Source organism: Ascidiaceihabitans donghaensis (assembly GCF_900302465.1).
In the GTDB taxonomy this organism is placed as follows: Bacteria; Pseudomonadota; Alphaproteobacteria; order Rhodobacterales; family Rhodobacteraceae; genus Ascidiaceihabitans; species Ascidiaceihabitans donghaensis.
Genome location: NZ_OMOR01000001.1, coordinates 3,260,498 through 3,273,411 on the forward strand (window position 1 = coordinate 3,260,498; position 12,914 = coordinate 3,273,411).

Genomic DNA, 12,914 nt, shown 5'->3' on the forward strand with positions numbered 1-12,914 from the left:
CCAAAAGTCTGCTAACACAAGAAGACGTGCAGCATGACGGCACAGACAATTCTTATCACGGGATGCTCGTCGGGCATTGGTCTTGCTTGTGCAATCGGCTTACGTGATCGGGGCTGGAAGGTTTTTGCAGCATGCCGCCAGCAAGTCGATTGCGACCGTTTGCGCGCCATGGGCTTTGATGCCCCTTTGATCGACTACACGCGGACGGAAACGATCCATAGCGGGTTGAACGAAGTGCTTGAGGCAACAGGTGGCACTTTGGACGTGCTGTTCAACAATGGCGCACACGGACTTCCCGGCGCGGTTGAGGATCTGCCCACCGACGCACTGCGATCCATTTTTGAAAGCAACTTCTTTGGCTGGCACGAGCTGACGCGATGCCTGATCCCTGTGATGCGCACCCAAGGGCATGGTCGCATTGTACAATGTTCCTCTGTCTTGGGATTCGTGACGATGCCGTGGCGTGGCGCGTACAACGCAACCAAATTTGCGCTTGAAGGTCTTACAGACACATTGCGCATCGAAATGCGGGACACAGGCGTAAAAGTGGTTTTGATCGAGCCTGGTCCGGTGACGTCAAAAATTCGCGAAAATTCGATCCCGCATTTCGAAAAATGGATCGACTGGGAAAACGCGCCCCGCAAGGAAGAGTACGAACAAAAGCTGCTGCAAAGACTGTATCACAGCAGTGGCCCTGACCAGTTTGAACTGCCCGCAGACGCTGTTCTGAAAAAACTGATCCATGCAGTAGAATCCAAACGACCGCGCCCGCGTTATTTTGTCACGACACCCACATACATCATGGCCACCCTGCGCCGTATTCTGCCAACACGGGCCTTGGATTGGGTCTTATCACGCGGATAAGCGAAAAAGCCTTCGCTTTTGCGCACCTGCCCCCTACATCCACACCAACGCAGTTGAATAAAGGGGCAAACCCATGCTCACCGATGTACTTTTTGTTTTGATCGTCATTGCCTGTTTGGCCGTTGTCGGGGTCTTGGGCCTGGGCCTTGGCGGGTTCGGGAAGGGATCCGGATGGGCCAAAAACAATTCCAACAATTTGATGCGCTACCGCATTTTGACACAGGCCATCGCTGTGGGGCTGATCGTGCTGTACGTGGTCGTGAAACGGAACGGGGGATAAGCACATGGTTGTTCTGAACAAAATCTACACCAAAACCGGAGACGCCGGGGAAACCGCATTGGGCAATGGGGCCCGCGTCGCGAAACACGCCATGCGCGTCACAGCCTACGGCACGTCCGATGAATTGAATTGCTTTGTGGGCGTTGCCCGCCTTGAAGCGACGGATACCGTCGATGAGGCCCTGAGCCGAATTCAGAATGACCTGTTCGACTTGGGTGCGGACATGTGTCGTCCGGACATGGAAAAAGACGCAGAGGCGGAGTACCCGCCCTTGCGTATCGCAGACGCGCAGGTATCGCGTTTGGAACAAGAAATCGACGCGATGAATGATGCGCTTGAACCGTTGCGCAGCTTTATCTTGCCTGGTGGTTCGAAATTGTCAGCCCAACTGCATGTTTGCCGTACAGTTGCGCGCCGCGCGGAACGGTTGGCTGTGGAACTGGCAACAATGGAATCGGTGAACCCTGCTGCTGTGAAATACTTGAACCGATTAAGCGATTGGTTCTTTGTCGCCGCGCGCATCGCCAACAATGGTGGCGTCGATGATGTGCTTTGGGTCCCCGGCGCCAACCGATAAACTGAAGGAATGTGCCTAACGCGGCGTCCGTTAACGCTAATATGACGATTTTGCGCTGTATCCAACCCGCTGGCTTGGGTATGCAATGGCCAATTGTGTGACGAACAGCCCGGTGGGGTGAGTCGTAATTAAGGAGAAACGCCCATGAAGGTCCTCGTACCTGTCAAACGCGTGATCGACTATAACGTGAAAGTGCGCGTCAAAGCGGACGGTTCAGGTGTCGATCTTGCCAACGTTAAAATGTCGATGAACCCGTTTGACGAGATTTCCGTTGAACAGGCTATTCGCCTCAAAGAAGCAGGCCAAGCCGACGAAGTTGTTGTTGTGTCTGTTGGCGTCAAGCAATCCCAAGAGACGCTGCGCACGGCGCTGGCGATGGGTGCGGACCGCGCGATTTTGGTTGTTGCGACAGACGACGTGCACAACGACATTGAGCCTTTAGCCGTTGCAAAAATCCTCAAAGCTATTGTGGACGAAGAGCAGCCCGGCCTTGTGCTGTGCGGCAAACAAGCCATCGACAACGATATGAACGCCACGGGCCAGATGCTGTCTGCGTTGATGGGCTGGTCGCAAGCGACATTCGCGTCCGAAGTCGAAGTGGCTGGCGACAAAGCCAAAGTCACGCGCGAAGTTGATGGCGGTTTGCAAACCATCGAAGTGAGCATGCCAACGGTTATCACTGTTGATCTGCGCCTGAACGAACCACGTTATGCGTCGCTGCCAAACATCATGAAGGCCAAGAAAAAGCCTTTGGATGAAAAGACTGCCGCAGATTACGGGGTCGACGTGACACCACGTCTGGCCGTCGTTGGTACATCAGAGCCAGCTGCACGCGCGGCAGGCATCAAAGTGGCATCGGTCGAAGAACTGGTGGCAAAACTTAAAGAAGCGGGGACTGTGTAATGGCTGTACTTCTTCTAGCAGAAGTAAACGACGGCGCGTTGGCGATGGATGCCACGGCGAAAGCTGTGACAGCGGCTGGCGCGTTGGGCGACGTCACTGTGTTGTGCACGGGGGCTACATGTTCCGATGCAGCAGCAGAGGCGGCAACGATCACAGGCGTCGCAAAGGTGCTGTGCGCAGAGGACGCGATTTATGGCAAGCGTTTGGCTGAGCCGGTTGCAGATCTTTTGGTGTCTTTGTCCGGCGATTATGAGCATATCGTGGCCCCGGCCACGACGGATGCCAAGAACATCATGCCACGCGTGGCGGCATTGTTGGACGTCATGGTAATCTCAGACGCAACAGCCGTTGTAGATGGCGACACGTTTGAGCGTCCAATCTATGCTGGCAACGCCATGCAAACCGTCAAATCATCCGACGCGAAGAAGGTCGTGACCTTCCGTGGTGCGACCTTTGACGCGGCCCCAACAGGCGGGTCTGCTTCTGTGGAATCCATTGGTGCAGCTGGTGATCCCGGCCTGTCCTCTTGGGTTGAAGACAAAGTGGCGGCCTCTGATCGTCCTGAACTGACATCTGCGGGTGTTGTTGTTTCCGGTGGTCGCGGCGTCGGGTCCGAAGAAGACTTTGCCCTGATCGAAAAGCTGGCTGACAAGCTGGGTGCTGCCGTTGGTGCGTCCCGTGCGGCCGTCGATTCCGGTTATGCACCAAACGATTGGCAAGTGGGCCAAACTGGCAAGGTTGTTGCGCCAGAACTGTATGTCGCTGTTGGTATTTCAGGCGCGATCCAGCACTTGGCCGGCATGAAAGATTCGAAAGTCATCGTGGCCATCAACAAAGACGAAGAAGCACCCATCTTCCAAGTCGCGGACTTCGGATTGGTCGCTGATCTGTTCGACGCCGTCCCAGAGATGATCGAAAAGCTGTAAAGCAGTGGTGGGCTTAAGCCCACCTTACGAGAAACGTTAAAAGGCCCGCTTGGTTTCAGCGGGCCTTTTTGATTGCGCAAGCATCTTGTCAGGTTGAATTACCACTCGATGTCTAGATGTATTGTTTTAGAACCCGAGAGACCTGTTCTGCCGCCTCTTGGTGAGCAGCCAGTCCCAACACGTGACCTGCAACAGGCGCTTCAAGATCACTAAAAATCATACCTTCCGTACCAACTGCCTGAGCTTCCTCTGAGGCTACAACTTCGACTATGTCGTCCACCATTTCGCGCAATTCCTCGATCATATCACGCGTGACAAACCAAGGGTCGCGTTCGTCGTCCGGTGTCATTTGTTCATCGGGTGTGTGATCCGCAAACCAAAGCAAAACAACCTTCCCTTTTATAGATTTGATCATTGTGCGCATACGCGCCAACCAAGCCTGCTTTAATTCCTCTACCACCGTTTCGAACCGCCCGGGAGAAAGCGTATAAAGCCGCAAAAGCAGATGTTTGTTGAAATTGAATTCAGCAAAATCGACTTCGCGGTAGATCGCTTGCAGCAAACTGGACGGCTTCAAAAACCGGTCGTTGCGCCTCGGGTGCACTGAATAGAAGCGATTGGACATATTGTGTGCCCCCATCAACTGGATCACCGTCACTTCAGCATCGCTGGTCAATTCGCCTACATGTGGGTCAGTCACAAAAACGTCGATACCCGCGTTGACGCAGCCCAAGTTCAGGCACGTCATTTTTAACTCTTGCTCTGTCAGGTCCGGAAACGGATTTGCAATGAATTTCCCGTATGTGTCGGTTCCGCCTAAAAACGCGACATAGGGGTCCTTCAAGGACCGTCTAGGCCCACGAAACAACAACTTCGACGTACCGTATCGACACGGCAGATAATCAAGGGCACCCGGCCCCAACGCATCAAAAGACATGCTTACTCACCTTTTTTCACCCGCAATCAGGTATGACAGCGATATCCTTAGAAATTCCTAACACAATGTGACGAAACCTTGTCTTTCCACACAATGACTTCGCGCCTTGCCCTTGGGATAGGCTGCCCCCTATGATGCACCAAGGCAGCGAAAGGGCGGCACATGGACATCCAAAAAGTTGGGATCATCGGCGCGGGTCAGATGGGTAACGGCATTGCACATGTGATGGCGCTGGCCGGATACGATGTGCTTTTGAACGATGTGAACAAGGACGCTTTGGACGCAGCCGTTGCCTTGATCGATAAAAACTTGGAACGTCAGGTCAGCCGCGACAAGATCAGCGCTGAAGACAAAGCCGCCGCCGTGGCACGGATCACGTCCACACAAGACCTTCCCCATCTCGGGACCAGCGATCTGATTATTGAGGCTGCGACGGAAAACGAACCGGTAAAGCATAAGATTTTCGAAGCCCTGATCCCGCATGTGCAACCCCACACCATTCTGACATCCAATACCTCATCCATTTCGATAACACGCTTGGCCAGCGGAACAGACCGTCCGGAAAAATTCATGGGGTTTCATTTTATGAACCCCGTACCCGTCATGCAGTTGGTTGAGCTGATCCGGGGCATCGCCACGGACGAGCCCACATTTTCAGCTTGTAAAGCTGTGGTGGACAGATTGGGCAAGACCTCGGCATCAGCCGAAGATTTTCCAGCCTTTATCGTCAATCGCATTCTGATGCCGATGATCAACGAAGCCGTATACACGCTGTACGAAGGGGTCGGGAATGTGAAATCCATCGACAGTTCTATGAAATTGGGGGCGAACCACCCCATGGGGCCATTAGAACTGGCCGACTTTATCGGTTTGGACACGTGTTTGGCGATCATGAACGTGTTGCACGACGGGTTGGCCGATACCAAATACCGGCCCTGCCCTTTGCTGACAAAGTATGTGGAAGCAGGGTGGTTGGGCCGTAAAACCCAGCGTGGGTTTTATGATTACCGCGGCGACACACCTGTCCCTACGCGGTGAAATTCATCAAATGAAAGCAGGCAGGATTCCGTCAAACAGTCCCGCGCCAGATGCGCCATAGACAATGACTAGTTTTTCAGGTCAAGCGTGTGCTTGCGCAACCACGCCATGAACCCACGCGGATCGTCAGACCATTTGTCGACGTCTTCTTTGGCCAGTGGATGCCCTACAATCGGCCCTTGCGGCTTGTTGCATGAATGTACGATCTCGTGCAGCAGCAGCCCCTGGCGCAACATCGGCGACAGCTTGTTGGCAATTTGATACCAACGGCTGTTCTGTCCGGGGAATTTCATCGGTACAACAGTCGCCCCGGATCGGCGGATCAGCGCCGCGGTGAACACGTTCCATTCGCCTTCAACGGCAGGTCCAAAATAGGTCTCGGACGACGCGACAACCCCGGACGGAAACAGCGCCACAACGCCCCCGGCCTTCAGGTGGTCCATGGCAGCCTTGCGCATCTCTACGCCCTTACGCTGTGCATCAGGGTCATGCGTGAAAGGCACAGGGATCATGTAGCTGCCCGCAACCTCATCAATTGCAGTTAGCAATGAACGGGTCAAAATGCGGTAATCCGGACGCACGCGCCCGATCAAATCGGCAAAGATCATGCCGTCCACCATTCCATGCGGGTGGTTGGCAACAACAATTACCGGACCCTCTTTGGGCAGGCGCTGCAGTTGTTCTTCGGGCGTTGTCAAATCGATGCCCATGACATCCAAACAGGCACGCCAAAAGCCTTGACCCGACGGAGTACCATTTTTTTCGAATTTTTTGATCAGTCGCAGAATAGTAAGCTTGCCTGTCAAAGCTTCGATGATGCGGATGACGGTCGACTTCCAAGGGTCTTCAAACGTAGAGGCATACGACAAGCTGCGCCTGTCGTATTTCATGAAGTTCACATTCTCAGGCTCTGCGTCCTCAGAGATATCGCGTACGCTGTCGACCACTGCTGGTCCCCCGTGAATTTGTCAGAGCCCCTTAGGCTCCTTCTCCGAACTTGTCCGCGACCAGCACAGACAAGGCTTGCGCCAACGCATCCGCGTCTGGTCCGGACGTTTCGATGTCAATAATACTTCCCTTGGACGCTGCCAACATCAAAAGCCCCATAATACTGTCGCCTGATGCAGACATGCCATCCTTGCTGACTTCGGCCTGAGCGTCGAACGCTTCGACCACTTCCACCAACTTTGCAGAAGCCCGTGCGTGCAGGCCTTTTTCATTTATGATCGTTAACGTGTCTTTGGTCATGATTTGCTTTCAGCGCTAATGTTTTGGCTGTCGATATACTTGCGTCCCGCATCAAGGGCTGTGCGTACGGCATCTGGCACCGCCAAATGACGCGATTTGGCCAGCTTCAACAGCATCGGCAAATTGGCACCGTATAAGATGCGCCGTCCCTGCGGCTGGCACGCCATCAGGCTTAGGTTGGACGGTGATCCTCCAAAAAGGTCTGTCACCAGAACAACGCCTTGCCCTTGGTCTACAGCGTCAGCCGCTTTGCATATCTCTTGCTGTTTGGCGGTGCGGTCGTGATCGGCTTCTATGGAAATGGCGCACATCCCGGGCTGCGGGCCCACAACATGTTCTATGGCCGCAAGATATTCTTTGGCCAATTGCCCATGTGCGACAATCACAATCCCTATCACGATACTGCCCCTATCACGCTTTTATCTCACCCTTTTTGCGCCGGTCCAATTCGCGGTGCCGTACAGACACCTGCCAGTCTGCTGTACGCAAACGTGCTGCCAAAGCCTCTGCCATAGCAACAGACCTGTGTTGCCCTCCTGTACAGCCAAATGCAATGGACAGATGTGATTTGCCCTCATCTAAATAGGCTGGCAACAACCATAAGGCGAGATCATGAACTTTGTTCTGAAACGGGCCGCATCGCGGGTCCTGCGCGATGTAATCCGCAACAGCTTTATCTTGCCCATTCCCGCTGCGCAATGAGGGCTGCCAATAGGGGTTGCGCAAAAAACGGCAATCAAAAACCATGTCGACGCTGCGCGGCAAGCCGCGTTTGTAGGAAAAGGATTCAACCGAAACCGACAAGCGCCCCGTATCACCGCCAGAGAACCAGTGTTCGACCTCAGTGCGCAACTGATGCACATTCAGGTCCGTGGTATCGATCAAGACATCGGCACGGGTGCGCAACGGGTTCAGAATTTCCAGCTCTCGTGCGATGCCCGCTTCGGGGCGTTCTCCTGCCGCCAAAGGGTGTTTGCGACGGGTTTCCGAAAAACGGCGCAACAACTGATCTGTCGTGCAATCCAAATACAGCAGTTCAGGAACGGCGTGGCCGATGGCTGCGATTTGTCCCAAAGCATCAGTAACAGCCGTTGCAGAAAAATCCCGATTGCGCGGGTCGATCCCCAAAGCCATTGGTTTGCGCGGTCCGGGGTCTTCAAGAAGTGCACGAATGAGGCGCAGTGGCATATTGTCGATGGCTTCAAAGCCCAAGTCTTCCAGCACGCGCAAGGCGCTGGATCTGCCGGCCCCGGATGGGCCTGTCACAAGAACAAGGCGGCGTGCGTCGGTTTCGATGTCCATCATACGTCTCTTTGTACCCCACCCTTTAAATATTGCAAAACGATGGCGGGAAAAGCCTGCGTATCAATTTTGTGAAGACAGGGCAGAGACAAACCAAGACAGGGTGTAACCATTGGGTCAGGCAGCCTTTCAATGGCAACCACATCCATATCCACCACACAAACAACCTGAGCAGACGGGGCATGTTCTGCGTGTAGAATGCCCAACCCCCTTGCCTCTATCAAACCTGCGATTGTCTTTGGGGGCGCGGCCCAAATGTTATTGTCGATCCTGCGCAATTCCGTTCGGTCATCGGATACAAGCTGCGCACCAAAGGCCATGATCTGCAAAGCAAGCGATGATTTACCGCTGCCAGATGCCCCTTTGATCAAGACGGCTTTGCCCTCAAACGAAACACAAGACGCATGTATCGTCTGAAAAATTGTATCGGGCATGTGTTAAACGGGAAGGCCCACAACAAACCGTGCACCCAATGGCTCGGACGTGATGTCGGCTTCTGTGGGACGGATGTTTTCCGCCCAAATCACTCCGCCGTGGGCTTCAACGATCTGCTTTGAGATCGCCAGACCAAGGCCAGAGTTGTTTCCGAAATGCTCTTCGGGACGCTGGGAATAAAACCGTTTGAAGATTTTTGCCAAGGCCTGATCAGGAATACCCGGTCCGGTATCTTCGACCACAATCAACACGCGATTTTCACGCTTTCGCGCCCACACGCGGATAGCGTCCCCATCTTCGCAAAACGAAATCGCGTTGGTGATCAAATTTACAAAAACCTGCGCCAAGCGGGCTTCAAGCCCGTGCACTTCAACGGGATCAGGCGGTAGATCGGTTATGAAATCGATGCCTTTGCTTTTGGCATCCTCACCCAAGTATTGCCCCAGATTACCAAGCATTGTCAGAAGGTTGAAGGGTTCTTCTTCTTCTTTAACAAGCTCCGAATCCAGACGTGACGCGTTGGAAATATCACTGACCAAACGGTCCAGACGGCGCACGTCATGGTCGATCACGTCCAGCAGCTTTTCGCGTTGATCTTCACGTTTGATCATCCGCAACGTGCCAACAGCAGACCGCAGGGACGCGAGCGGGTTTTTGATTTCATGGGCGACGTCGGCTGCGAATTGTTCATTGCCGTCGATGCGGTTGTAAAGCGCTGCAATCATGCCACGCAATGCGCCGCTAAGCCGTCCGATTTCGTCAGGGCGTGCCGTCAGGTCAGGGATGCGGATGCGTCCGGGGTTTACCTTGCGGGCGTTTTTGTCACGGCCCAATTCGGCTGCTGCGGCCAGATCGGACAACGGGTTCGCGATGGTTGATGCCAAGACCAAACTAAGTCCGATAGACACCAAAGTGGCGATAATAAACATCTGCAATACACGCTCGCGTTCGCTGCGCACCAGATTGTCGATTTCGCCAGCGGCACTGGTTACGGCAACTGCCCCAACGGCTTCGGTGCCTTGCAAAATTGGCGTTACCACACTGAATAACGCACCGCCATCGGCATCCGTCCCGTCGTTGATCTGGGTGCCTTCGCTAAAGCTTTTTTGCACAAGGGTGCGCAATTGTTCTTCGACGGGCTGTGCTTGCTCTGTGTCACTGCTGGCAAAAGGCGCAGACACTGCAGACCACAGCCAGTTTAGACCATCGGTCAAGATTGTCGGGTTGGTTTCCTTTGCCCCGAGGCCCACGTTCAACGCGGCCTGGCCTTCTGTGTTTGCGATAACCTGGTCCGTCGGGTCAAACACAAAGACCTCGATGCCGTCGCGTAAATCCAAACCGTCCAGCGTCACGGAGACATCCACGCCATCGGCCGTCGCAAGATTAACCGGGGCGTCGCTGGGCAATTGAGCCTCAATCACGTCCGCGATCAGCTCGGCTTGACTGACCAAGGCCACAGCACGTTGTACAGCCAAACTGTCGCGGGATGAATTGAGGTACAAAATACCCGCAACCAGTATGTTCAGCGCGATCAGATTAAACGTGATGATTTTGCGTGTCAGCGGTGACGCGCGCAGCGAAAAAAGTCCGCGCCGTTCACGGCGCGCACGCATTTCTGAGGGTGCCGCGCTGTCCGGGGTGACCCAATCGTCACCCAAAACAACATCACCGTCCCGTGAGGGTTGAGGGGCCATATCGCGCACAAGCGTCCTTTCGGCCTAAACGACCAACGATTTAGTCTTCGTTGTAACGATACCCGATACCATAAAGGGTCTCAATCGCAGAGAAATCATCATCAGCAGTGCGCATTTTCTTGCGCAAGCGCTTGATGTGGCTGTCAATGGTGCGGTCGTCCACATAGACCTGATCATCATAGGCGACGTCCATCAACTGGTCTCGTGATTTCACAAATCCGGGGCGTTGCGCCAAAGCCTGCAACAACAGAAATTCTGTCACAGTCAAAGACACGTCGTTGCCCTTCCAGGACACAGCATGACGCAACGGATCCATGCGCAGTTCGCCACGTTCCATCACCTTGGTTTCTTCGCTGTCGGCGACAATTTCACCGGCTTGCGCATCTTGGCGGCGCAGCAATGCGCGAATGCGCTCGACCAGAAGACGTTGAGAAAACGGCTTTTTCACGTAATCGTCCGCGCCCATGCGCAGTCCAAGAACTTCGTCGATCTCGTCGTCTTTGGACGTCAGGAAGATCACCGGCATTGTGGTTTTCTGGCGCAAGCGCTGCAACAGATCCATGCCATCCATGCGGGGCATCTTGATATCAAGGACCGCCATATCGGGAAGTTTCTTATTAAATGCGTCGAGGGCCGCTTGGCCGTCGTTATATGTCTCAACCTCGAAACCTTCGGCTTCGAGAGTCATTGAAACCGACGTCAGGATATTCCTGTCGTCGTCTACCAATGCAATTTTGTTCATTGCCTGAATCCTTGTACTGCTGCTGCCACTTATTATTTTTTTGCTCATTGTTCTGTTTTTGGACGGGCGAATCAATCCAAATCTGCGAATCACTCGAGCGCCCTGCCCCAATTAGGCCTGAAAATCCTAATGAATGACTAAATTGTCGCACATTCGCGTCATGCGCGTATGCATATCCGCCTTGTCCTTAACCATTCTTCACATTGATGGCGCTAACTGTGCCAAAGCGTCCTGTTCATGCTGTAAAACGTCATGTTAAGACGCCCCCAAGCCAGAGCAGGCTGGGGCGTGAAAACCCGCATCTACAGACTTCCAGCATCAGCCGGACACAGGAGACATCATATGACATTTGGACGGGTAAACCCGCAATTCCGCCTCGAAGATCAAGGGATCGAAGGGTTGGGCAATGTCTATTACAACCAAATTGAGCCTGTGCTGATAGAAGCCGCACTCAAACGTGGTGAAGGCAAACTGGGAAAAGGCGGCGCCTTTCTTGTCACGACCGGCAAGTTTACCGGCCGTTCGCCCAAAGACAAACATGTCGTCATGACGGACAGTGTCAAAGACACCATCTGGTGGGAAAACAACGCGCAGATGACGCCAGAAGGCTTTGATGCGTTGTACGAAGACATGCTGACCCACATGAAAGGCCGCGACTATTACGTGCAAGACCTCGTTGGCGGTGCCGATCCCGCCTATTGCATCAATGTACGCATGGTGACGGAACTTGCATGGCACGGGTTGTTCATCCGCCACATGTTGCGCCGTCCGGAACGCGAAGACCTTGACGGTTTCCTTGCAGACTTCACCGTCATCAACTGCCCCAGCTTTCAAGCGGACCCAACCAAGCACAACTGTCGGTCTGAAACAGTGATCGCGATGAATTTCGATCGCAAACTGATCTTGATTGGCGGCACTGAGTATGCGGGCGAAAACAAGAAATCCGTCTTCTCGCTTTTGAACTATCTGCTGCCCGAAAAGGGCGTCATGCCGATGCACTGCTCGGCCAACCATGCCACAGGCAATCCCGTCGACACAGCTGTGTTCTTTGGCCTGTCAGGCACAGGCAAAACAACACTGTCTGCGGACCCGGCCCGCACTTTGATCGGCGACGATGAACATGGCTGGTCCGATCGCGGTACGTTCAACTTCGAAGGCGGCTGCTACGCCAAGACGATCAGCCTAAGCGCTGAAGCAGAGCCAGAGATTTATGCGACCACCGAAAAATTCGGCACTGTCATCGAAAACATGGTTTTTGACGAAGAAACACTGGATCTGGACTTTGAAGATGACAGCCTGACGGCAAACATGCGTTGCGCTTACCCGCTGCATTACATTTCGAATGCCTCCAAGGATGCGGTTGGCGGTCACCCCAAGAACATCATCATGCTGACCTGTGATGCATTCGGTGTGCTGCCCCCCATCGCGCGACTGACGCCTGCCCAAGCCATGTATCACTTCTTGTCCGGCTTTACCTCCAAGGTAGCGGGCACGGAACGCGGTGTGACAGAACCCGAGCCTACGTTTTCAACATGCTTTGGTGCGCCTTTCATGCCGCGCCGTCCGGAAGTTTATGGCAACTTGTTGCGCGAGAAAATCGCACAGCATGGTGCGACATGCTGGTTGGTCAACACGGGCTGGACAGGCGGTGCCTATGGTACAGGGTCCCGGATGCCAATCCGCGCCACACGTGCCTTGTTGACAGCCGCGCTGGAAGGGTCCCTGAACGACGCCGAGTATCGCAAAGACGATAACTTTGGATTTGAGGTCCCTGTGTCTGTCAGCGGTGTTGCCGATATCCTTCTTGATCCACGCCGCACATGGGACGACGCAAATGCTTACGACGCACAAGCTGCCAAATTGGTAGAAATGTTCTCGGGCAATTTCGAACAATACATGGCGCACATCGACGATGACGTGAAATCTGCCGCCATCGGTTGAGATTGGTTTTAAAAACGAAAAGGCCGG

General features: G+C 54.0%; 15 protein-coding genes. 7 read left to right on the forward strand and 8 right to left on the reverse strand.

Annotation, left to right across the window (positions count from 1 at the left end; translation table 11 throughout):
- The first annotated feature begins 33 nt into the window (after positions 1–33).
- From ASD8599_RS16195 to ASD8599_RS16215, 5 genes are all read left to right on the forward strand, one after another.
- Entirely contained in the window at positions 34–864 is an 831-nt protein-coding gene (locus ASD8599_RS16195; RefSeq protein ID WP_108829489.1) for an SDR family NAD(P)-dependent oxidoreductase, read from the forward strand.
- A 73-nt stretch (positions 865–937) separates the two neighbouring features.
- Positions 938–1,144, forward strand: a complete 207-nt coding sequence (locus ASD8599_RS16200) for a twin transmembrane helix small protein (protein ID WP_108829490.1) — start codon at positions 938–940, stop codon at positions 1,142–1,144.
- A 4-nt stretch (positions 1,145–1,148) separates the two neighbouring features.
- Positions 1,149–1,721, forward strand: coding sequence for a cob(I)yrinic acid a,c-diamide adenosyltransferase (locus ASD8599_RS16205; RefSeq protein ID WP_108829491.1), 573 nt, complete (start codon positions 1,149–1,151; stop codon positions 1,719–1,721).
- 144 nt (positions 1,722–1,865) lie between these two features.
- The gene (locus ASD8599_RS16210; protein WP_108829492.1) at positions 1,866–2,624 is read left to right on the forward strand and encodes an electron transfer flavoprotein subunit beta/FixA family protein; all 759 of its coding nucleotides are present in this window, start codon (positions 1,866–1,868) and stop codon (positions 2,622–2,624) included.
- Positions 2,624–3,550: an electron transfer flavoprotein subunit alpha/FixB family protein gene (locus ASD8599_RS16215; RefSeq protein ID WP_108829493.1), complete on the forward strand. Its 927-nt coding sequence runs from the start codon at positions 2,624–2,626 to the stop codon at positions 3,548–3,550. Before ASD8599_RS16210 ends, ASD8599_RS16215 begins: the two co-directional genes overlap by 1 nt.
- Positions 3,551–3,662: 112 nt before the next feature.
- On the opposite strand, the gene ASD8599_RS16220 is transcribed toward ASD8599_RS16215, so the two are convergent.
- Positions 3,663–4,487: a DUF6473 family protein gene (locus tag ASD8599_RS16220; protein ID WP_108829494.1), complete on the reverse strand. Its 825-nt coding sequence runs from the start codon at positions 4,485–4,487 to the stop codon at positions 3,663–3,665.
- 162 nt (positions 4,488–4,649) lie between these two features.
- Here ASD8599_RS16220 and ASD8599_RS16225 point away from each other — a divergent pair, with 162 nt between their 5' ends.
- A complete protein-coding gene (locus ASD8599_RS16225) occupies positions 4,650–5,525 on the forward strand; it encodes a 3-hydroxybutyryl-CoA dehydrogenase (protein WP_108829495.1) in 876 nt (291 codons plus the stop codon).
- 68 nt (positions 5,526–5,593) lie between these two features.
- On the opposite strand, the gene ASD8599_RS16230 is transcribed toward ASD8599_RS16225, so the two are convergent.
- The 7 genes from ASD8599_RS16230 to ASD8599_RS16260 form a co-directional block, all read right to left on the reverse strand.
- Positions 5,594–6,415 carry a lysophospholipid acyltransferase family protein gene (locus ASD8599_RS16230; RefSeq protein WP_181364558.1) on the reverse strand — a complete coding sequence of 274 codons (822 nt, stop codon included), beginning with the start codon at positions 6,413–6,415 and terminating at the stop codon, positions 5,594–5,596.
- A gap of 88 nt (positions 6,416–6,503) precedes the next feature.
- Entirely contained in the window at positions 6,504–6,773 is a 270-nt protein-coding gene (locus ASD8599_RS16235) for an HPr family phosphocarrier protein (protein ID WP_108829497.1), read from the reverse strand.
- Complete coding sequence (locus ASD8599_RS16240) at positions 6,770–7,171, reverse strand: PTS sugar transporter subunit IIA (protein WP_108829498.1); 402 nt, start codon at positions 7,169–7,171, stop codon at positions 6,770–6,772. The genes ASD8599_RS16235 and ASD8599_RS16240 overlap by 4 nt, the downstream gene beginning before the upstream one ends.
- 13 nt (positions 7,172–7,184) lie before the next feature.
- On the reverse strand, positions 7,185–8,078 hold the full coding sequence (gene rapZ / locus ASD8599_RS16245) for an RNase adapter RapZ (RefSeq protein ID WP_108829499.1): 894 nt from the start codon (positions 8,076–8,078) through the stop codon (positions 7,185–7,187).
- Positions 8,075–8,509 carry an HPr kinase/phosphorylase gene (locus ASD8599_RS16250; protein WP_108829500.1) on the reverse strand — a complete coding sequence of 145 codons (435 nt, stop codon included), beginning with the start codon at positions 8,507–8,509 and terminating at the stop codon, positions 8,075–8,077. Before ASD8599_RS16250 ends, rapZ begins: the two co-directional genes overlap by 4 nt.
- A 3-nt stretch (positions 8,510–8,512) precedes the next feature.
- A complete protein-coding gene (locus ASD8599_RS16255) occupies positions 8,513–10,204 on the reverse strand; it encodes a sensor histidine kinase (RefSeq protein ID WP_108829501.1) in 1,692 nt (563 codons plus the stop codon).
- Positions 10,205–10,244: 40 nt separating this feature from the next.
- Positions 10,245–10,946, reverse strand: coding sequence for a response regulator transcription factor (locus tag ASD8599_RS16260; RefSeq protein WP_108829502.1), 702 nt, complete (start codon positions 10,944–10,946; stop codon positions 10,245–10,247).
- Between the two features lie 342 nt (positions 10,947–11,288).
- On the opposite strand from ASD8599_RS16260, the gene ASD8599_RS16265 reads away from it, so the two are divergent.
- On the forward strand, positions 11,289–12,887 hold the full coding sequence (locus ASD8599_RS16265; RefSeq protein WP_108829503.1) for a phosphoenolpyruvate carboxykinase: 1,599 nt from the start codon (positions 11,289–11,291) through the stop codon (positions 12,885–12,887).
- Positions 12,888–12,914: the final 27 nt, after the last annotated feature.

Excerpts from the sequence above, each read along its gene's own strand:
- ASD8599_RS16265 (WP_108829503.1), top strand. The coding sequence starts at position 11,289 with ATGACATTTGGACGGGTAAACCCGCAATTCCGCCTCGAAGATCAAGGG.
- ASD8599_RS16225 (WP_108829495.1), top strand. The coding sequence starts at position 4,650 with ATGGACATCCAAAAAGTTGGGATCATCGGCGCGGGTCAGATGGGTAAC.
- ASD8599_RS16205 (WP_108829491.1), top strand. The coding sequence starts at position 1,149 with ATGGTTGTTCTGAACAAAATCTACACCAAAACCGGAGACGCCGGGGAA.
- ASD8599_RS16260 (WP_108829502.1), bottom strand. The coding sequence starts at position 10,946 with ATGAACAAAATTGCATTGGTAGACGACGACAGGAATATCCTGACGTCG.
- ASD8599_RS16210 (WP_108829492.1), top strand. The coding sequence starts at position 1,866 with ATGAAGGTCCTCGTACCTGTCAAACGCGTGATCGACTATAACGTGAAA.
- ASD8599_RS16220 (WP_108829494.1), bottom strand. The coding sequence starts at position 4,487 with ATGTCTTTTGATGCGTTGGGGCCGGGTGCCCTTGATTATCTGCCGTGT.
- ASD8599_RS16200 (WP_108829490.1), top strand. The coding sequence starts at position 938 with ATGCTCACCGATGTACTTTTTGTTTTGATCGTCATTGCCTGTTTGGCC.
- ASD8599_RS16250 (WP_108829500.1), bottom strand. The coding sequence starts at position 8,509 with ATGCCCGATACAATTTTTCAGACGATACATGCGTCTTGTGTTTCGTTT.
- rapZ (WP_108829499.1), bottom strand. The coding sequence starts at position 8,078 with ATGATGGACATCGAAACCGACGCACGCCGCCTTGTTCTTGTGACAGGC.
- ASD8599_RS16230 (WP_181364558.1), bottom strand. The coding sequence starts at position 6,415 with ATGAAATACGACAGGCGCAGCTTGTCGTATGCCTCTACGTTTGAAGAC.
- ASD8599_RS16235 (WP_108829497.1), bottom strand. The coding sequence starts at position 6,773 with ATGACCAAAGACACGTTAACGATCATAAATGAAAAAGGCCTGCACGCA.
- ASD8599_RS16255 (WP_108829501.1), bottom strand. The coding sequence starts at position 10,204 with ATGGCCCCTCAACCCTCACGGGACGGTGATGTTGTTTTGGGTGACGAT.
- ASD8599_RS16195 (WP_108829489.1), top strand. The coding sequence starts at position 34 with ATGACGGCACAGACAATTCTTATCACGGGATGCTCGTCGGGCATTGGT.
- ASD8599_RS16215 (WP_108829493.1), top strand. The coding sequence starts at position 2,624 with ATGGCTGTACTTCTTCTAGCAGAAGTAAACGACGGCGCGTTGGCGATG.